The following is a 17,552-nucleotide window of genomic DNA, read 5'->3' on the forward strand; positions in this document are numbered from 1 at the left end:
CCAGCAGCCGCCCCCCGAACTCCCAGGACGCAACCCATGTATCGCACCGCACTGCGCAATGTGCTGGCCCACAAGGGTCGCCTGTTGATGACGGCACTCGCCATCCTGCTCGGCACCGCTTTCGTCTCCGGCACCCTGGTCCTCTCCGACACGCTCGGCCAGGCCATGAAGAACAGCTTCGCCAAGAGCTACACCGACGTCTCCGTGCTGGTCACCGACCGCACCGTCGGCATCCGGACGGGTCCCGGGAACCTCGAGGACGAGAAGAACACCGAGAAGCTGACCGACGCCATCGTCCAGCAGACAGCCGCCCTGCCCGGCGCGGCGAAGTCACGCGGTGTGGTCTCCGGCTTCATCGGCGTGTCGGACAAGAAGGGCAACCTGATCGGCGAGGTCTGGAGCGCGATGGGCGGCAACTACGTGCCCGACGCCTCCGGCAAGGACAGCCGCTACCCGCTGGTGGAGGGCAAGGCCCCGTCCGGCCCCAAGGAGGTCGCACTCGACAAGGCAACCGCCGACAAGGGCGGCTACCACGTCGGTGACACCGTCCGGATCGCACGCAACGGCCCGGCCCTGGAGGTCAAGCTGGCCGGCATCGTCACCACCGACGACCCGCAGATCACCTCCGGCGGCACGCTCACCCTGTTGGACACCGCCAGTGCGCAGAAGATACTGCTGACGCCCGGCCAGTACAGCTCCGTCTCGGTGCTGGCCAAGTCCGGTACCACCGAGTCCGCCCTGCTCGACCAGGTGAGCAACGTCCTTCCCAAGACCGGCGACTTCCGCACCAACACCGGTCAGCAGCTGATCGACGAACAGGCCGAGGTCATCGCCAAGGGCACGGACAAGATGAAGACCATGCTGCTGGTCTTCGCGATTATTTCGCTGTTCGTCAGCATCTTCATCATCGCCAACACCTTCACCATGCTGGTCGCCCAGCGCACCAAGGAACTGGCCCTGCTCCGCGCGATCGGCGCCAGCCGCTCGCAGGTCACCCGCTCGGTGCTGGTCGAGGCACTGGCCCTCGGCGTCACCGCCTCGGCGGCCGGTCTGCTCGCCGGTATCGGCATCGGCGCCGGGATGCAGTCCCTGATCCACGCCACCAGCCCTGGAATACCCACCGGCCCACTGCTGATCGCGCCGACCACGATCGTGGTGACCCTGGTGGTCGGTGTCCTGGTCACCGTCCTCTCCGCCGTCCTCCCCGCCCTGCGCGCCTCCCGGATCGCCCCGGTGACCGCGATGAGCAGCGGCGACCAGCCGGCCACCCAGAAGAGCCTGGTGATCCGCAACGTCGTCGGCTCGGCGTTCACCATCGGTGGCCTGGGCCTGGTCGTGACGGGCGCGGCCACCAGGAGCAGCTCCGGCCAGGTGCCGGTGGGTGCCGGTGTCGGGCTGGCGCTGATCGGGATCTTCGTCCTGCTGCCGCTGCTGTCCCGTCCGGTGATCGCCCTGGTCGGCCCGCTGCTGGCCAAGCTGGCCGGCACCCCTGGCAAGCTGGCCCGCCGCAACGCGGTGCGCAACCCGCGCCGCACCGCCGCCACGGCCGCCGCGCTCACCATCGGCCTGGCCCTGGTCACCGGCCTGAGCGTGCTCGGCTCCTCGGTCTCCGACATGGTGGACAAGGCCGTCACCAGCTCCATGAAGGCCGACTACGACGTCACCCTGGCCACCGGCGACCTGACCCCGGAGCTGGCCGCCGCCATCGCCAAGGCCCCCGGTGTCGCGGCCTCCAGCCCCATCAACCGGGCCTTCTGGGAGCTCGGCGGCGCCTTGCACTCGGTCCGCGGCTTCGACGCGGCCGGCTTCGAGCAGCTGGTCCAGCCGAAGATGACCAGCGGCTCCGCCGCGGCGCTGAAGCAGGGCCAGATCCTGGTCGACTCCAACATGGCCAAGAAGGAGAACCTGTCGGTCGGCTCCATCGTGAAGGTGGACTACCGTACCGGGGGCGGGGGCGCCGCCAGCGAGGGCACCGTGACGGTCGGTGGCGTGTACGAGGGCAACACGATGATCTCCGAGGTCGTCATGGCCGGCGCCGAGATCGCCAAGCACGAGCCCCAGGCCTACCTCAGCGAGGTCCTGGTCAAGGGCACCGACGGCCCGAGCGCCGCCCTCAAGCAGTCCATCAAGGACGCCACCGGCAACAACCCCGTGGTCGAGGTCAAGACCAAGCAGGACATGCGCGACGAGTTCAGCAAGATGATCACCTTCGCGCTGAACATGATGTACGGCCTGCTGGGCATGGCCGTGGTGATCGCGGTCATCGGCGTGATCAACACGCTGGCGATGTCGGTCTTCGAGCGCAAGCGCGAGATCGGCATGCTGCGGGCGATCGGTCTGGACCGCCGCGGCATCAAGCGGATGGTCCGGCTGGAGTCGGTGGTGATCTCGCTCTTCGGCGCGGCGATCGGCGTCGCACTCGGCACCTTCGCCGCCTGGGCGGTCAACCGCACGCTGATCTCCACCCTGCCGACCCTCACCACCGTGGTCCCCTACGGCCAGTTGCTGCTCTTCCTGGCCCTGGCCGGCCTGGTCGGCCTGGTCGCTGCCCTGTGGCCCGCCCGCCAGGCGTCCAAACTGAACATCCTGGTCAGCATCAAGACCGATTGACAGCCGAGACCACCGGAAAGGCTCCGGCTCCGACGGCCGTCTTGCCGCTCTGCCTGTGCGCGGACAGCGCACAGGCAGAGCGGCAGCAGCGCCGTGCCGGCAAAGCTCAGCCGGCCGGAGGCCTGGAAATGCGGGCAGCCGACAACATCGGGTGAGACGAACCCACCGATCTGCTTCTGTCGGCGGCGGTTGAACCGTGACCCACTTTGGACGGTTGAGTTCTGACTCTCGCGTCGTCGGTGGTTTTGTTCAGTCGTTGTCGGTGGTGGCGGGGACGCGGCCGAGTTCGCGGCCTCGCATGCGGTAGGACTCGCCCTTGAGCGAGTGGACCTCGGCGTGGTGGACGAGCCGGTCGATCATCGCGGCGGCGACGGTCTCGTCGCCGAAGGTCTCTCCCCAGCGTCCGAAGGGCTTGTTCGAGGTGACGATCACGCTCGCGCGTTCGTATCTGTTCGAGATCAGCTGGAAGAACAGGTTCGCGGCCTCGGCCTCAAACGGGATATACCCCACCTCATCGATCACGATCAGCGGGTAGCGGCCGAGCTTGACCAGTTCGTCCTGGAGCCGGCCGGCGTGGTGGGCGGCGGCCAGGCGGTCGACCCACTGGGCGGCGGTGGCGAACGCGACCCGGTGGCCGGGCCCGGATCGCCAGCCCGGTCGCGATGTGTGTCTTGCCCGTGCCCGGCGGCCCCAGGAAAATCGCGTTCTCCTTCGCGGCGATGAAGTCCAGTGTTCCCAGGTGAGCGAGCTGCTGGCGCGTCATTCCGCGCAGATGGGCGAGGTCGAGTTCCTCGATGGTCTTGATCGCGGGGAAGCGGGCGGCGCGGATGCGGCCCTCGCCGCCGTGACTGTCGCGGGCGGCGACTTCGCGCTGCAGGCAGGCGACGAGGTATTCGAGGTGGCTCCAGGACTCGACCTGCGCGCGTTCGGCGAGCCGCTCGGCGGCGTCCAGCAGCGCGGGTGCCTTCATCGCGCGGGCGAGGAAGGCCAGGTCGGCGATGGTCTGCCGGGTGGTGCGGGCGGCGGGAACGCCTGCTTTCGCCGTGTCGGTGGCGGTGTTCGGGGGTTGGGGAGCGGTGCGGGCCATCATGTGTCCTCCTTCCCGGCGCCGCCCTCGATGAGGGTGAACATACGGTCATAGGTGCCCAGTTCGCGTTGCTCGACCTCGATGCCAAGACTGTCCGGGGCCAGCATCGCGGCCCGGGCAGTGGCCGCGCGGGCGGCCTGCTGATGGATCACCTCGCCGCGCATGAGGTCCGCTGCGGCGGCGTGGTCGGGATCGGTCAGGCTCTGGTGCCTGGCCCAGCAGCGCGGATGGCGGGCCACGGTCTCGTCGCCGCAGATGACGGTGATCTCCTCGTTGTCGGCGTGGACCATCACCGTCCGGCCGATCGCGCGAGGGTGGACGGAGTAGTCGTTGGTGTCGACGCGGATGTAGTGGTCGCGGCCGATACGGACGCGAAGCGGCCACCAGTGCGGCGGGGCGACCGGCGGGATGGTGAGCATCGCGGTGCGGTCCACCTCCCACCGGTCCGTGGGGCGGGCGTCGATCGAGCGGTGATGCCGCCGGTTGGCGATCTGCAGCCAGGCCGTGAGCTGGCGGTTGAAGTCGTCCGGGCCGGTGAAGGTGCGGCCGGGCACGAAGCTGGTTTCCAGGTAGCCGTTGGCCCGCTCGACCAGGCCCTTCGTTTCCGGGTCACGGGGCCGGCAGAGGTGCACCCGGGTGGCGAGCAGGCCGGCGAACGCGGCGAACTCGCTGGTCAGCCTGCCCTTGCCGACACCGGTTTCGTTGTCCCAGACCAGCGTCTTGGGGACGGCTCCCCAATTGGAGAGCAGGCGCCAGTGTCCGTCGATGAGATCACCGGTGGTCCGCGAGGGCAGCATCCGGGCGGTGATCACTCGCGAGTAGCCGGAGACGATCACGAGCACCGGTGGGCGGCCCGACTGGCCGTAGCCGAGCGGGATGTCGACCGGTGGGAACCACAGGTCGCACTGGGCGAGCTCACCGGGCTGGTAGACGGTCCGCGAGACCGGGTCGACCGGCAGGTAGGCGGGACGCAGTTCGCGCACGCGCTCCTTGAGGATGGTCATCCCGCGCTCCCAGCCGATGCGCTCGGCGATCACGGTGGCGGGCATCGTCGGGGTCTGCTTGAGCAGCTCGCGGATCGCGGGTTCCACGGCGTCCACCGCCGAGCCCTTCAGCGGCCGCTGGTAGACCGGCGGCCGGTCGGTCGACAGGGCCCGTTTCACCGTGTTCTTCGAGATACCCAGGTGCCGGGCGATCCCCCGGATCGGCATGTGCTCGGCCCGGTGCAGCCGACGGATCTCAGCCCAGTCCTCCACGGAAATCACCCTCTCCTCCTGACCCTCAATGAAGATCAGGATGATCAGACGATCGCGAGGTGGGTCACCGTTGATCCGCCGTTCAGCGGTCAGTTTTCACCCGTCACCGAGAGCTTCCCGGCGACAACATCAAGTGAGACCGGCCGCCAGGCCGGTCTCACCGCTGATTACACCTGTCCAGCTCACAGGACTGCCCACCGGCAATGATCAATTGAGACGGGACACCAGCCAGGTACACCGGGGTCGCCTGCGGCATGAGCTCGGATACACAGCCCATCGCACCCGACCCTTGCTGTCTGCTGCCCGTGCCTTGCTGCCCGGCAGTCTCACACACCCCTGGGTGTCGGGGCAGATGAGCCGACGACCGTCAGCATGTCGCGGCGCCGGGCCACCCACATCGACACCGACGCGCTGCTCCCCAGCCCGTTCACTGCGGACGGCTCCCCGCCGACGGGCCCAGCCTGGTACTCCACGGTGAAACTGCTTGGGCGGCGCCTTTGCCCGGGGCTTGAAGGGGCTGGTGGGCAGGGGCTGCGACCTGCTGAAGATTTCGTCATTTCGGCCAGTACGCGCCTGGAAGCGCGGGTGCGGGACTTTCCAGCGCATACGAGTTCGAGTCGGGCCGGAATACCGCACACATCGTCCAGTGCGTCCTCGCGAATGGCGACGGTGGGCAGTGTGCACCGTCTTCGTGGGGCTGTCACCGTGAGGGCGGGCACTCCGTGCCGCAGGAATCCCTGGGAGGTGTCGGCCCCGACGGGGTGCGGCCAGATACTCAAGCGGCTTGCTCTCCAGGTGTGTTCACGGTCCTCTCGGCTCGGAATCGGCAGCCTCGGGGAAGGCTCCCGCAGAACCGGGGGTGAAAAATCCCGCCGCGGCGGGCCGTGGCCTGCTACAGTCGCCCTAGTTGCAGTAGTGGTTCCCATGAACTTTGTGTGCGCCTGCTGATGTATTGCAGGCGCATTTTTTGTTCCCCGGCTCTTCCCCGGTGGGCGCTCCATGCGGTGACTCGAAGCCCGCGCTGTGCGTGCTTCGGACAGTCCCTTGAAGGAGAGATTTTTAATGGCTAATGGCACTGTGAAGTGGTTCAACTCGGAGAAGGGCTTCGGCTTCATCGAGCAGGAGGGTGGCGGCCCCGACGTCTTCGCCCACTACTCGAACATCAACGCCAACGGCTTCCGCGAGCTGCTTGAGGGCCAGAAGGTCGAGTTCGACGTCACGCAGGGCCAGAAGGGCCCGCAGGCCGAGAACATTCGCCCGCTGTAGTTCTTCTGCCACGGCACCCGCCTAGCAGCGAGGGGCCCGCACCGCGCACATGCCCGGTGCGGGCCCCTCGGCCATCGCGCCACGGCGCATCCCCCGGCCGTTCAGGCCCCTGGCTCCGCCACCGGCGGCCATCCCCATGCGAGACGCACAGCGCCGCGTCCGGATCGGCGCCCCGCCGTGACAGCTCACGGTTCGAGGTTCTTCGCTCCCGCCCTCCGCGGCGAGCGCCGACCGTAGGTGACGCGCCGCACGGTTCCACCGTCCACGCTCCGCTCGTCACACTTCCGGCCCGTTCCCTTGCGGTCTCCGCCCGGCGCCCCGCGCCACGGGGCCTTCCTCGCGACGTGCCGCCCCGAGGAAGGTTTTCCGCATGGCCCCCTCCAGTCGCTCCTCGTACCACAACGCCGACTTCCGCTCCGGTGGCGGCCGCTCCTACGGCGACCGGCCCGCCGGAGGCCGGCGCTCCTCCGGCCGGAGGGCCCCTCGGGGCCCCTTCGCGCAGGGCGAGTTCGCGGCGCCGGTGAGCACGACCCCGGCACTGCCGGCCGTCGAGTCCTTCGACGAGCTGGACATGCCGAAGGCGCTGCTGTCGGTGCTGACCCGCCAGGGCGTCACCGCGCCGTTCCCGATCCAGGCCGCAACGCTGCCGAACTCGTTGGCCGGCCGTGACGTCCTCGGACGAGGCCGGACCGGCTCCGGCAAGACCATCGCGTTCGGCCTCGCCGTGCTGGCCCGCACCGTCGGGCAGAGGGCCGAGCCGCGTTACCCGCTGGCTGTCGTGCTGGTTCCCACCCGCGAGCTCGCGCAGCAGGTCACCGAGGCACTCACCCCCTACGCCCGCGCCGTACGCCTGCGGATGGCGACCGTGGTGGGTGGGACGTCGATCAGCCGCCAGGCATGGATGCTGAACCGTGGGGCGGAGGTCGTGGTGGCCACCCCGGGCCGGCTCAAGGACCTGATCCAGCGCGGCGACTGCCGGCTGGACCGGGTCGGCGTCACGGTGCTCGACGAGGCCGACCAGATGGCCGACATGGGCTTCCTGCCGCAGGTCACCGAGCTCCTTGAGCAGGTCGCCGAAGGCGGCCAGACGATGCTGTTCTCCGCCACCCTGGACCGCAACGTCGACCGCCTGGTGCGGCGCTTCCTCAAGGACCCGGTCACACACTCGGTGGACCCGTCCGCGGGAGCGGTCAGCACCATGGAGCACCATGTGCTGCACGTGCAGAACTTCGACAAGAACGCCACGATCGCCCACATCGCGTCCCGTGATGGCAGGGTGATCATGTTCATCGACACCAAGCACGGCGCGGACCGCCTGGTGGAGGACCTGCTCGCGAACGGGGTGAAGGCCGCGGCCCTGCACGGCGGCAAGTCCCAGCCTGAGCGCACCCGCACCCTGGAGCAGTTTCGCACCGGCGAGGTGACCGCGTTGATCGCGACCAACGTCGCCGCCCGGGGCATCCACGTCGACGGGCTCGACCTCGTTGTCAACGTGGACCCGCCGGGCGACCACAAGGACTACCTGCACCGGGGCGGGCGCACGGCCCGGGCTGGCGAGTCCGGCACCGTCGTCACCCTCGTCCTGCCCAACCAGCGCCGCGCGATGGCCCGCATGATGACCACGGCCGCCATCACCCCCGTCACCACCAGGGTCCTCGCCGGCAGCGAGGACCTGGCCCGTATCACCGGCGCCCGCGTGCCCACCGGCATTCCCACCGTGATCGCCGACCCCGCCGTCGAGCGGACGCGCCGCAGCCCGTCGACGAGTCGCGGCCGCCGCGGCCGCCCCGCTTATGCCGCCGGCGACACCCGGGCCGCCTCCGGCCGCGACGACCAGGGCTCCGCTGGCCGCCGCCGGACGCCCCGGCGCGCCGCTCCCGCCGCGTAGTACCGCCGGGCCCGCTCGTCGCCGAGGATCTTCTCCGCGTGGCCTCGCTGGGACAAGAGGAGCCGGTCGGTGCACTCCTCCCGCACGGAGCGTATGAATCGTTCCGCGTGCGGGTTGCAGTTGGGGCTGCGGGGCGGAATCCTGGCGACAGAGATGCCCTCGCCGGCGAAGACGGCGTCGAAGGCCGCGGTGAACTTCGCGTCACGGTCCCGGATCAGGTGGGTGAAGTCGGCAGCGCGGTCGCCGAGTTGCCAGAGCAGTTGGCGAGCCTGCTGGGTGGCTCAGGCGGCGGTGTGCGCCAGATGCGCGATCGGGCCGTGAGCGTGGGCGAAGCGGGGTTCACCCGTTCATGGACCCGGTGTCCGGAGCTCGGCCGGGCAGGTTGGATGATGGGCATGGCCGTGAGTATCGCTACTGACACTGTCCGGGCCGCTGCGTCTGTGAAGGCGTACCGCAGCGGCGAGAAGCTGTTGACCGCCGGCTCTGTGCGCAACCTGGAGCCCGGCTTCGGCGGAGCCAACGCCGATGTCGTGGACGGCACCCGGACCTGGCAGGTCTGGGTCGGCGTCGTGGGCCGCGCCCTGACGGGTGAGTGCGACTGCCCCGACAGCCGTCCCACCGTGCTGTGCCCGCATACCATCGCGGCGGCCCTGGCTGCCGTACGCGCCGGGTTCACCTGGAACGCGTTGCACGAGTCCCGTCCTGACGTGCGGACCGTGGATCCCGCGGAGCGGCGCTTCCGTACGCTTGCCAGGACTCTCGACCGTCGGGATTCCGGCGTACGTGACCGTGCTCTATCCCTTCCTGCGTCACGACCGCATCGGTGATCAGGTTCTCGGCGAACTCGGTGAACTCTTCGGTGCCCACGGTGCCTTTGACGTTGGGTTCCAGGGCTGCGGTCGCTTTCCTGGCGTGCTCTATCTCGCCCCGGTACAGGAGGATCGGCTGCGTGCGCTCACCTTGGCTGTGGCCGGCCGGTGGCCGGAAGCGCCGCCGTTTCAGGGCTGGTTCACCGACGTCGTTCCGCACCTGACAGTGGCATACAGCCAGGAGTCGAGTGTGTTCGACGAGATCGAAGCGGACATCTCAGGTCGGCTACCGGTCACGGCGCGCGTTGGTTCCATCCACCTGCTGGTGTACGACGGCACTACGTGGCACGAACGCGCAGAGTTCGCCCTGCGGGGCTGATGGGCCGCAGCCGGCCAGGCCGTCTTGAGCGGAGTGCCGCCGTAGGTCCACCGGAAGGGGCTGGCGTTCTCGTTGTGGTTGATGATGTAGCTGTCCAGCTTGTCGATGAGGTCGTCTCGGCTGGCGAAGTTGCCATGGCGCAGGACGCTGCGGCTCAGCACGGAGAAGACCAGCTTCACTTGGTTGAGCCAGGAGGCATGGGGCGGGGTGAAGTGCGCTGTTCAGCGCGGATGAGCGGCGAACCATGCCTTGGTGTGCTTGGCGGTGTGCGAGGAGCCGTTGTCCAGCACCACGTGGATGGCCGTGCCCTCGGGGATGAGTGCGTCGATCCGGTCGAGGAATGCGGTGAAGGTCGCCGCGTTGATGCGGGCGATCACCTCGGTGAGAACCTTGCCGGTGCGCACGTCGAGCGCGGCCATGGGGGAGGCGGTGCCGTGGCGGACGTACTCGAACTCCTGGCGAGCCGCCCGGCCCGGAGTGGCGGGGCGGCCGGGATGCTTGCGGGAGCAGGCGGCGATCGTGGTCTTCTCGTCGACCGACAACAGCACCGCACTCTGGGGCGGGTTACGGTGAAGATCGCAGATGTGCTCGGCGCGCTGCCAGAACTCGGGGGTGTCACGGCGGGTGGGCCAGCCGCGGACCTTGCGCGGGTTCATTGGATGGGCGCGATACCTGTCGTCAAACGATGGTTTGACGACAGGCGTGGGTGTTGATGCGGGCAGCTCTCGCGGCGTCGTCAGGCTTGCACGGTGGGCCGGACGACGATCTCGCTGACGTCGACGCCGTCGGGCTGCTCGATCGCGTAGCCGATGGCGGAGGCGATGGCTGAGGGCGGCATGGCGATCTCGTCGCGCTGTCGGGTCATCGCGGCCGCGACCTCGGGGCTTGCCCCCTTGCCGATGCCTTCGGTGTTGGTGAAGCCGGGTGAGACAAGGGTGACTCGCAGGTCGGGTCCCGATTCCTGGCGCAGGCCCTCGGTGAGCACCTTCACTGCCGTCTTGGTGGCCGCGTAGACGGCCTGGGGGGTTTTGACGACGTAGGCCGCGGTGGAGCCGACGTTGATGAACTGGCCGGAGCGCTGTCGGCGGAAGACGGGAAGGGCTGCTCCGATGCCGTTGAGCAGGCCGGTGATGTGGGTGGAGACCATGGCGTCCCAGTCGTCCTGGCGCAGGTCGTCGAACGGGGAGACGGCCATCGTGCCTGCGTTGGAGATGAGGACGTCGAGCCGGCCGAACTGGTCGAGGGCCGTGTCCGTCAGGCGCTGGAGGTCTTCGCGGCGTGTGACGTCGACGATGACGCCGGTGGCGGTTCCGCCCTTCGCCGTGATGGCGTCCACGACAGCGCTCAGTCGGTCCTCGCGCCGGGCTCCGAGTACGAGCCGGGCACCCTTTTCGGCGAGGTGGGTCGCGGTTGCTTCGCCGATGCCGCTGCTGGCACCTGTGATCGCAATGACCTTGCCCTGGATTCTCGACATGATCAGGTTCCTTCCGAGGGGCGTGCGCCGGTCAGCGCGTTGGCCTACAGTTGAAGTGGGGGTGCCCCCACTTATTCAGAGACTAAGTGGGGGCGACCCCGTTTAGCAATTCGAGACGCCTCTGAGAAGGGATGACGAGACTGATGGCCAACGAAGCGCACCGTCCGTTGCGCGCTGACGCACGGCGCAACAGGGAGAAGATCCTCACGGCTGCTGCGCGCGTGTTCACGACGGAGGGGTTGGACGCGCAGATGGAACGCATCGCCAAGGAAGCGGGCGTGGGCAGCGCGACCCTGTACCGCAACTTCCCCACCCGGGAAACCCTGGTCGAGGCGGTCTACCGCAACGAGGTGGCCCACCTGTGCGACGCCGTCCCCGCTCTGCTCGCGCAGAAGTCGCCTGACGAGGCCCTGCGCGCGTGGACACGCCTGTTCCTGGACTACGTCACCGCCAAGTACGGCATGATCGACGCCCTGCGCGCCATCGCCGCGACGGGAAGCAATCCTTTTGGTCACAGCCGGGAAATGATCCAGGCCGCCATCACCTCACTCATGGATGCTTGCACGGCCGCCGGGGCGATCCGCACTGATATCCAGCCCACCGACATCGGCGCAGCCCTGGAAGGCATCGCCCTCACCTCGGCGGGTGCTGAACACCGACAGCAAGCGGAGCGCCTGCTCGACCTCACCCTGGACGGCCTCACGGTCCGCCCGTGAGGACACGTGCGTGGGTCCGCTCCACCACCGCAGGGCCTCGGGTGGTCATTCCTCGCTCTCGTCGTCATCGTGGAGAGCGCCGGCGCCCGGGTCGCGCAGCGGGCGTAGGTCGCCGTCGACGGGGTGGAGGCGCGGAAGCTGCAGCGGCCGAGCACGTTGAGGTTCGCGTGCTTGAGCGGAGAGACGCGGGCGACGTCCTCGTCCAGGACGTCGTGCCCACGCACCTCGGCCGGCAGTGCCCGCAACTCCTCGACGGCGGCGTCCAGGTAGCGGGTGGTCCACAGCACCGCGGCGTTGAGGACCAGGCCGAGCGCGCCGGGCTGGTCCTCCTGCCCGGTCCGGTACGCCTGCGTGATCTGTCCGCGCCTGCCGTGGCAAATGTCCCGGGCGAGCTTGTGGCGGGACTTCCGGACGGTGAGCTGACGGTTCATCTGGCGCCGGTCGGCGTCGTCCGCCGGATCGACCACCCGCAGCAGGTGCAGGGTCTTGGCGATTCGCCCGTACTCGGCGAACGCGGTGCCCAACGGGGTGGGACGGCCCTCGCGGCCGAACATCCGCAGCAGGTCGTAGGCACGGACCTGTCCGGTCACCAGGAGCCGGCCACTCGCAGCATGTCCGGCCAGTGCGTGACCACCTTGCCCAGGTTGACTCGGTTGCGGGCCAGCGGCTCCAGCGGCCCGTAGTCGCCGGTGGACACCCCGGGCAGTTCGGCCCGCCAGAACCACTGGTCGGCCAGGTCGCGGAAGCGGGGCGAGAAGTTGTAGTCCAGCATCGAGAACAGCCCGAACACCATGTCGAGTAGGAGGCGTTGTCGGTGGCCACCATCTCCGGGCGAGCGCCGGCGTCCAGGTTCAGCAGGGTATCCAGGATGTGCAGGGAATCGCGCGGGGTGCCCGGCACCACCATCTGCCCGATGCCAGCAATCTGGTCATTTACAGTATTTACTGACTTCGGCTCGTCAGGGTGAACCTTCGCGAAGGCCCTGATGGGTCTGGAGCGGCGGCTGTATCCGGTGGTGTGTGAGATATGCGGATGGGGGCGGGCTGACCGCCGCGGGACGTGAGCGCCGGGAAGTGGTGCGGATCCAGGCGGCCGAGATGTTCGAGCGGGGAGTCAAGCCGCCGGAAGTCGCGCGACGACTGCGGGTGAGCCCGAAGTCGGCCTACCAGTGGCACCAGCTGTGGCGGGAGGGCAGGGTCGAGGCACTGGCCTCCCGCGGCCCGAGCGGATCCCGGTGCCGTCTGTCCCCGCGCTGCCTGGAGAAACTGGCCGCGTACCTGGAGCACGGCCCGGCCGCCCATGGCTGGGTGGAGGACCAGGTGTGGACCGCTGCGAGGGTGGCCACGCTGATCGGCCGGAAGTTCCACGTCTCCTACAGCGTCTCGGGTGCCACGAGGCTGATGCACCGGCTCGGTTTCAGCCCGCAGGTCCCCGCGCGGCGGGTCGCCGAGGGCGACGAGCAGGCCGTTACCACGTGGAAGGAGGCGATCTGGGAGGAGGTAAAAGAACGCGGGCGGCCTGCGGGGGCTACATCTGCTTCGAGGACGAGGCAGGCTTCACCCGCCGTCCGCCCAAAGGACGCACCTGGGGCCGACGGGGCCGCACCCCGGTTGTGACGGTCAGCGGCCGGCGCTCGGGACGCCTGTCGGTGGCCGGGCTGATCGCCATGCGGCCCGGCTCCCGCACCCGGCTGTGAGGCTATGTGGCAGTTGGCGGCCAGCTGCCCCGACGAGATTCTGACCGTGACGCTCGCCCGCTGATCCCGGGTATCTCCGACGCGCAGCGGGCGCGGGCCGGCGGTCGGGCGGGGAGGGTTGTGTGCGAAGCGGCGTCGGCGGTGTTCGGCCTGGCGGCGGGGCGGGAGGTGGCGGTGGTCAGGCGCCGCAGGGCGTGTTGTTGATCCTCGGCGAGTGGGTGGTGTCGTTGAGCTGGTACGAGCGCAGGTTGCTGATGGAGCCTTTGTCGTTTCCCACGCACGGTGTAGTCGTCCTTCCGGCAGACGCGTGCGGTGCGGCTGCTGTTGTTGATCACCGAGCTTCCCGCTCCTCGGATGGAGTCCGGCAGGTGCCGGACGCTTCCGTTGGCGGCGCTCCGGACGTCGCGCTGGTCAGTGCGAGGACGCGCTTGCGGGCGGCACTGATGAAGGACACCCGGCGGGCGCTGGATCTGGAGCAGGCCGCCTTGGAGATACAGAATGACCGGGGCGAGCTCATGACACTCCCTTCACGCCGGCAGTGCTCCGGTGGGGTGACCGTGTTCTCTGCCACATGCAGTGAGGGCGAGGACGCCACATCCCGCTGTCCTGGTGTGCGCTCCCAGCGATCCGGGATCGACGGAGAGCCGGGCGGCAATGTCGGTGGCGTCGCAGGTGTCGGGGATCTGGAGTTCTTCCTTCACCTGGAGGTACCGGGCGCGGAACGCTTCGGAATCGGAGGAGCTCACACCGTCGAACGCATCATCGGGGAATCCGTCCTGGTGCGGCAGAAGGTAGCCGGATTCGGCCGGGTGCCCGGGGCTGTCGTCACCATCCTCCTCTGCGTTGTAGGCGTCGTAGTGGCGCACGACCTCTCCCTCCTCAGCGATGCACCAGGCGGTCCAGTCGTCGCCGCAGCTCATCCCGTACCACTGGGCCGAGCCGAACCGGCGGCTGAGACCAGCGCACCGCTCCCGCGCCGTCTGGTCAAGGGCCCGTTCCCGGTCGTCCGCGTCGTTGATGCGGTGGGTGTCCTGTGAGGAGTCGCCGAAGACCAGGGTCCAGCCGTCCAGGGCGGGGCTGACGAAGACGCGCGCGCAGGATTCGTGGGGTTGGGTCCGGTTCCAGTTGTGGTGGTCGTGGTTCCAGGCCGCAGCGCCGGTTCGAAGCGTGACCGGCTGGGGGACTGCGAGGTCGAAGGCCTCCAGCACCGCGTCCTGGTCGCTGGTCGGCACCGCGTACCAGGATCCGCACAGGTGCATGCCCTCTGGGACCTCGGTCAGCAGCTTGATCCTGGTCAGCCGCTCCCAGGCGTCCCGGTCCCGGGAGTCGAGGGCCGCGGGCCCGCCGATGGCTGCGAGGGCCTCCAGTGCACCGGCCCGGACCCTGGGCCCCGGGGCCGGCCGGCGGCGCACCCGTTGCAGGCCGGGGACGGCCTCGGGGCCGATCGCTTGAAAGGTCCAGACCGCTCGCTGCCGGACCTCACGCTCGGGGTCTCCCAGCCGCGGGATCAGCTTGTCAACGAACTTTGCCGCCGCCTTGCCCTGGGTCTGGAAGGCGAAGAGCGCGTTGCTCCGGACTTCAGGGTGCGAATGCTCCAGCAGCGGAACGTAGACCGCGTGATCAGCCACCTTCAGCCGGCCCAGCGCCCACCCAATCCTCCTGGCGACCTCGGGCGAGTCCGCCGCTACAGCCGCCTGTACCAGTGGCAGGAGCGCGGGCTCGCCGATCCGGCACAGAACGTCCGCCGAGGCGGCCCAGTCGGCCGGTGACCGTTCGTCGCAGAGGAGCTCCAGCACCGCCGCGACCACCCCTTCTCCCTGTTCCACGAGCGCGTCGCGGAACAATCGGGTGTCGTTCCATGCGCCGGAGAGTTTCTCGGTCAGCAGTCGCTTGTCCACGGCGGGCACCGTAGCCAGAGGTAGTGACACCCGCCGTGGAAGCGCGACCAATGTCGCTGGTCCCCTCCGATTTGACGGTTTTGCTCGTGTCCACACCTGGGGGTGTACGGCAGCCGCCAAGCGAGCTGCCGCCAATCGTCGTCAGCGAGCTGTTCGGCGTCTCTGCCAGCAACGCTCACACCTGGGCCGGCTTCGCTCAGGACAGCTGGGCAGACTACCTCGCGGCTTGTCAGCCTGACGTGGAGTGAGCGACGCCGTTCGCGCCTTTCGCCACGAAAGCGTGGGCGGCTTCGACGATCTCACTCTTGATCTGCTCCAACGGAATGTCCCAGTTCTCGTTCCAGTCCTCGCCATTGATAGCCCCGTTAACGAGCTCCTGGAGCTCCTCTGGGTATCCCAGTTCCATCGCGACGCGCCACCAGATGAGGTCCGCGCCAGTCAGAGGATCGAGTTTCCCGCCCACAATCAGGCGGGCCCACCATCGGGCCATCGCCCAGAGTGCCTGATCACGGTCGGTGGGCAGGTCAGGAACAAGATCGAGCTCTTCAAGCACCTTGGCGAACAGATCGGGAGCCTCTGGTTCCTCAGCACGTCCGAGGCCGGCGAGCAGTGGCAGTGATGGCGAGTCCACTCCACTGAGGAGAGCGTCAAGGCCGGCGGCGATCAGGCGATCCGATCCGGCGTGGTGGCCAGACGCGCGTTCGATCGCCAGCCAGCGCAAGCTGTCCAGCGCGTCACCGGGGTCAGTCATGGTCACCTTCCTTTCACCTGCAGCATGCCGCATCTGCTGTCGACAGTGCCAAGGAATTCGGCGCCAGCGACTGCGACCACCCAGGAATAGTGCAGGGTTCGAACACTGCCGCTTCACCAGTCGAGCTCCAGGCCTACGAGGTCGCGGTGATCCGCGAGAAGCTCACCGAGATCCGCCGGTTCATCACCGGCGTCGTCGCCCGGCACACCGTCCTGCAGCCCAAGGGCCGCTGGATCAGACACCTGAATACCCAGCTCAGCTCGGTGGAGTCCGCGCTCGACGTGATCGCCGACTACATTCACGCCCGACCGAACCCGGGCCCAGCCGCCGGAGGCGGCCGGGCCCTCCGACTGACTGTCTCGAAACCCCAGGGGGAGCTCATGACGCGCCGCCGCTGCTATCCCTCGGACTCCTTCGACGACGAATGGGCGCTGATCGAGCTCGATGTCGGCGAGGTCGACGGCCTGGACTCCGTCCTCGTCGACGAACGCGAAGCGTCCGTCACCCTGAGGTTCTCCGCGTTCGCCGTCCCGGCAGGCGCCGCGGAGCTGTGGCGGGAGCGTGGCCACAACGCGGTCGAGTTCGTGCTGGTCTACACCGGTGTGACGGACTTCGCGGTGGACGCCTGGTCGGGCCGGCCGACGACCCGTGCCACGCTCACGGGCCGGAGGGTCGTGCTCTCCGGGCGGGGCAAGCACGTGTCCTTCGCGGCGGCCGAGATCCGCGCCGAGCCGCCCGTCGGACAGCTCCGGAGCCGGAGCGAGTGACGTAGGCCGAGGGGGATGCCCCTCGGCCCTCTGCGCGCGACGCGCCCGGCCATGCCGGTCAGTGCCAGTTGCTGATCCTGACGTCGTGCGGCGCGGGCTCACCCCTGCCGGTCTCCAGCACGGCCTTGAGGCTCATCAGGAACGTGGCCCACTTGGTGCTGCAGTGGTACATGAACTCCACCGGCTCCCGCCAACCCTCGTGCCGGAAAAGCACGATGGTGAAGTCGTCCTCCTGCTCGAGGTTGAAACGGACCCGGGTGCCGATCCACTCCTCGGGGCCGTCGATCACCTCCCAGAGCACCCGCCGGCCGGGCTCGGTCTCCAGGACCTTCATGTCGAAGCCGCCGGGCGGGCCGCAGCGGAACCGGAGCACGGCGCCGACGCCGGCGTCGCCCTCCGTGTCCTCGGTCCATCAGCTCGCCAGTCCGTCGACCGTGGTCAGGGCCGTGTGGACGGCGTCCGGGGACGCCGTGACTCCGATCCGGTGCAGGATGTCCGCCATCGCGGTACCTCTTCTCTCGTATGGGCGCCCGTTCCCGGGCGCGTTCGCTCCTCCGTGCGTGCCTGCGGGCTCAGCTCCTCCGGTTGTTCTCCCGGCTGTTCTCCTGGCCGCGCTGGATGGCCTCAGGGATCCGCTTGATGCGGTGCAGCCGGGCGTCATCGCGTGGTACAACGGTGAACGAGTCCACTCCGCCCTCGGGTACCTCCCCCAAGCTGCGGTGTTGCACCGGGAAGCGCAGCCGCGTCGTGGACTTCGTCCTCTGCCTGTCCGCCGTGATCGCCGCACTGCGTATGCTCATCCGCCGTGCGGCCCCGCGTTACCGCTGGGATGGCCGCCCCACCACCAAGTGCCTGGAGTAACGCCTACGGACGGGCGCCCTTGACTGTGGGCTGCGTCTTCTGGTTGTAGATCTCCTTGCCGTCCGCGTTGTAGGCATGGACGTAGGGGGCCGGG

Annotated in this window: 16 protein-coding genes and 4 pseudogenes; 9 read left to right on the top strand and 11 right to left on the bottom strand. The window is 68.9% G+C overall.

The window, feature by feature from the left end; all coding sequences use genetic code 11:
* The first annotated feature begins 36 nt into the window (after positions 1 to 36).
* Positions 37 to 2,610: an FtsX-like permease family protein gene (locus tag AB0O11_RS35220; protein WP_363395309.1), complete on the top strand. Its 2,574-nt coding sequence runs from the start codon at positions 37 to 39 to the stop codon at positions 2,608 to 2,610.
* 249 nt (positions 2,611 to 2,859) lie between these two features.
* Here AB0O11_RS35220 and AB0O11_RS35225 read toward each other — a convergent pair whose 3' ends face one another.
* From AB0O11_RS35225 to istA, 3 genes are read right to left on the bottom strand one after another with little or no spacing between them, the layout of a single operon-like run.
* Positions 2,860 to 3,201, bottom strand: a complete 342-nt coding sequence (locus AB0O11_RS35225; protein WP_363395347.1) for an ATP-binding protein — start codon at positions 3,199 to 3,201, stop codon at positions 2,860 to 2,862.
* Positions 3,122 to 3,700, bottom strand: coding sequence for an ATP-binding protein (locus tag AB0O11_RS35230; protein WP_363395312.1), 579 nt, complete (start codon positions 3,698 to 3,700; stop codon positions 3,122 to 3,124). The genes AB0O11_RS35225 and AB0O11_RS35230 overlap by 80 nt, the downstream gene beginning before the upstream one ends.
* Positions 3,697 to 4,953: an IS21 family transposase gene (istA, locus tag AB0O11_RS35235; RefSeq protein ID WP_363395315.1), complete on the bottom strand. Its 1,257-nt coding sequence runs from the start codon at positions 4,951 to 4,953 to the stop codon at positions 3,697 to 3,699. The genes AB0O11_RS35230 and istA overlap by 4 nt, the downstream gene beginning before the upstream one ends.
* Positions 4,954 to 6,015: 1,062 nt before the next feature.
* Here istA and AB0O11_RS35240 point away from each other — a divergent pair.
* Positions 6,016 to 6,219: a cold-shock protein gene (locus AB0O11_RS35240; RefSeq protein WP_045694210.1), complete on the top strand. Its 204-nt coding sequence runs from the start codon at positions 6,016 to 6,018 to the stop codon at positions 6,217 to 6,219.
* A gap of 370 nt (positions 6,220 to 6,589) precedes the next feature.
* On the top strand, positions 6,590 to 8,107 hold the full coding sequence (locus AB0O11_RS35245; protein ID WP_363395318.1) for a DEAD/DEAH box helicase: 1,518 nt from the start codon (positions 6,590 to 6,592) through the stop codon (positions 8,105 to 8,107).
* Here the strand turns inward: AB0O11_RS35245 and AB0O11_RS35250 are convergent.
* A complete protein-coding gene (locus tag AB0O11_RS35250; RefSeq protein ID WP_363395349.1) occupies positions 8,011 to 8,262 on the bottom strand; it encodes a hypothetical protein in 252 nt (83 codons plus the stop codon). The two genes, AB0O11_RS35245 and AB0O11_RS35250, sit on opposite strands and share 97 nt — an antisense overlap.
* On the opposite strand from AB0O11_RS35250, the gene AB0O11_RS35255 reads away from it, so the two are divergent.
* A complete protein-coding gene (locus tag AB0O11_RS35255) occupies positions 8,146 to 8,934 on the top strand; it encodes a hypothetical protein (protein ID WP_363395321.1) in 789 nt (262 codons plus the stop codon). The genes AB0O11_RS35250 and AB0O11_RS35255 overlap by 117 nt on opposite strands.
* A complete protein-coding gene (locus AB0O11_RS35260; RefSeq protein ID WP_363395324.1) occupies positions 8,891 to 9,295 on the top strand; it encodes a 2'-5' RNA ligase family protein in 405 nt (134 codons plus the stop codon). Before AB0O11_RS35255 ends, AB0O11_RS35260 begins: the two co-directional genes overlap by 44 nt.
* 221 nt (positions 9,296 to 9,516) lie before the next feature.
* Here the strand turns inward: AB0O11_RS35260 and AB0O11_RS35265 are convergent, their stop codons facing one another.
* Positions 9,517 to 9,951 carry a transposase gene (locus AB0O11_RS35265; RefSeq protein WP_363395327.1) on the bottom strand — a complete coding sequence of 145 codons (435 nt, stop codon included), beginning with the start codon at positions 9,949 to 9,951 and terminating at the stop codon, positions 9,517 to 9,519.
* Positions 9,952 to 10,031: 80 nt separating this feature from the next.
* Entirely contained in the window at positions 10,032 to 10,769 is a 738-nt protein-coding gene (locus tag AB0O11_RS35270; RefSeq protein WP_363395330.1) for an SDR family oxidoreductase, read from the bottom strand.
* 143 nt (positions 10,770 to 10,912) lie between these two features.
* On the opposite strand from AB0O11_RS35270, the gene AB0O11_RS35275 reads away from it, so the two are divergent.
* On the top strand, positions 10,913 to 11,485 hold the full coding sequence (locus tag AB0O11_RS35275) for a helix-turn-helix domain-containing protein (protein ID WP_363395333.1): 573 nt from the start codon (positions 10,913 to 10,915) through the stop codon (positions 11,483 to 11,485).
* 203 nt (positions 11,486 to 11,688) lie between these two features.
* On the opposite strand, the pseudogene AB0O11_RS35280 reads toward AB0O11_RS35275, so the two are convergent.
* Together AB0O11_RS35280 and AB0O11_RS35285 are read right to left on the bottom strand one after the other, a co-directional pair.
* Positions 11,689 to 12,039: pseudogene (locus AB0O11_RS35280) on the bottom strand (Tn3 family transposase); the annotation flags it as partial.
* A gap of 32 nt (positions 12,040 to 12,071) precedes the next feature.
* A pseudogene (locus AB0O11_RS35285) lies at positions 12,072 to 12,391 on the bottom strand (Tn3 family transposase).
* A 137-nt stretch (positions 12,392 to 12,528) separates the two neighbouring features.
* On the opposite strand from AB0O11_RS35285, the gene AB0O11_RS35290 reads away from it, so the two are divergent.
* Positions 12,529 to 13,101 (top strand): winged helix-turn-helix domain-containing protein, encoded by a 573-nt coding sequence (locus AB0O11_RS35290; RefSeq protein ID WP_363395352.1) that lies wholly within the window; start codon positions 12,529 to 12,531, stop codon positions 13,099 to 13,101.
* Between the two features lie 607 nt (positions 13,102 to 13,708).
* Here AB0O11_RS35290 and AB0O11_RS35295 read toward each other — a convergent pair.
* Together AB0O11_RS35295 and AB0O11_RS35300 are read right to left on the bottom strand one after the other, a co-directional pair.
* Positions 13,709 to 15,079: a HEAT repeat domain-containing protein gene (locus AB0O11_RS35295; RefSeq protein ID WP_363395336.1), complete on the bottom strand. Its 1,371-nt coding sequence runs from the start codon at positions 15,077 to 15,079 to the stop codon at positions 13,709 to 13,711.
* A gap of 229 nt (positions 15,080 to 15,308) precedes the next feature.
* Positions 15,309 to 15,830: a hypothetical protein gene (locus AB0O11_RS35300; protein WP_363395339.1), complete on the bottom strand. Its 522-nt coding sequence runs from the start codon at positions 15,828 to 15,830 to the stop codon at positions 15,309 to 15,311.
* A gap of 89 nt (positions 15,831 to 15,919) precedes the next feature.
* On the opposite strand from AB0O11_RS35300, the gene AB0O11_RS35305 reads away from it, so the two are divergent.
* Positions 15,920 to 16,597 carry a hypothetical protein gene (locus AB0O11_RS35305; RefSeq protein WP_363395342.1) on the top strand — a complete coding sequence of 226 codons (678 nt, stop codon included), beginning with the start codon at positions 15,920 to 15,922 and terminating at the stop codon, positions 16,595 to 16,597.
* 58 nt (positions 16,598 to 16,655) lie between these two features.
* On the opposite strand, the pseudogene AB0O11_RS35310 reads toward AB0O11_RS35305, so the two are convergent.
* Positions 16,656 to 16,991 (bottom strand): annotated as a pseudogene (locus AB0O11_RS35310) (SRPBCC domain-containing protein); the annotation flags it as partial.
* A gap of 317 nt (positions 16,992 to 17,308) precedes the next feature.
* Here AB0O11_RS35310 and AB0O11_RS35315 point away from each other — a divergent pair.
* Positions 17,309 to 17,458 (top strand): annotated as a pseudogene (locus AB0O11_RS35315) (IS5/IS1182 family transposase); the annotation flags it as partial.
* Positions 17,459 to 17,552: the final 94 nt, after the last annotated feature.

It is taken from the genome of Kitasatospora sp. NPDC093102 (assembly GCF_040683915.1).
GTDB lineage: Bacteria > Actinomycetota > Actinomycetes > Streptomycetales > Streptomycetaceae > Kitasatospora.

Bases quoted from the DNA above. Each gene is read 5' to 3' on its own strand.
- AB0O11_RS35300 (WP_363395339.1), bottom strand. From the start codon at position 15,830: ATGACTGACCCCGGTGACGCGCTGGACAGCTTGCGCTGGCTGGCGATC.
- AB0O11_RS35240 (WP_045694210.1), top strand. From the start codon at position 6,016: ATGGCTAATGGCACTGTGAAGTGGTTCAACTCGGAGAAGGGCTTCGGC.
- AB0O11_RS35270 (WP_363395330.1), bottom strand. From the start codon at position 10,769: ATGTCGAGAATCCAGGGCAAGGTCATTGCGATCACAGGTGCCAGCAGC.
- AB0O11_RS35245 (WP_363395318.1), top strand. From the start codon at position 6,590: ATGGCCCCCTCCAGTCGCTCCTCGTACCACAACGCCGACTTCCGCTCC.
- AB0O11_RS35265 (WP_363395327.1), bottom strand. From the start codon at position 9,951: ATGAACCCGCGCAAGGTCCGCGGCTGGCCCACCCGCCGTGACACCCCC.
- AB0O11_RS35230 (WP_363395312.1), bottom strand. From the start codon at position 3,700: ATGATGGCCCGCACCGCTCCCCAACCCCCGAACACCGCCACCGACACG.
- AB0O11_RS35275 (WP_363395333.1), top strand. From the start codon at position 10,913: ATGGCCAACGAAGCGCACCGTCCGTTGCGCGCTGACGCACGGCGCAAC.
- AB0O11_RS35220 (WP_363395309.1), top strand. From the start codon at position 37: ATGTATCGCACCGCACTGCGCAATGTGCTGGCCCACAAGGGTCGCCTG.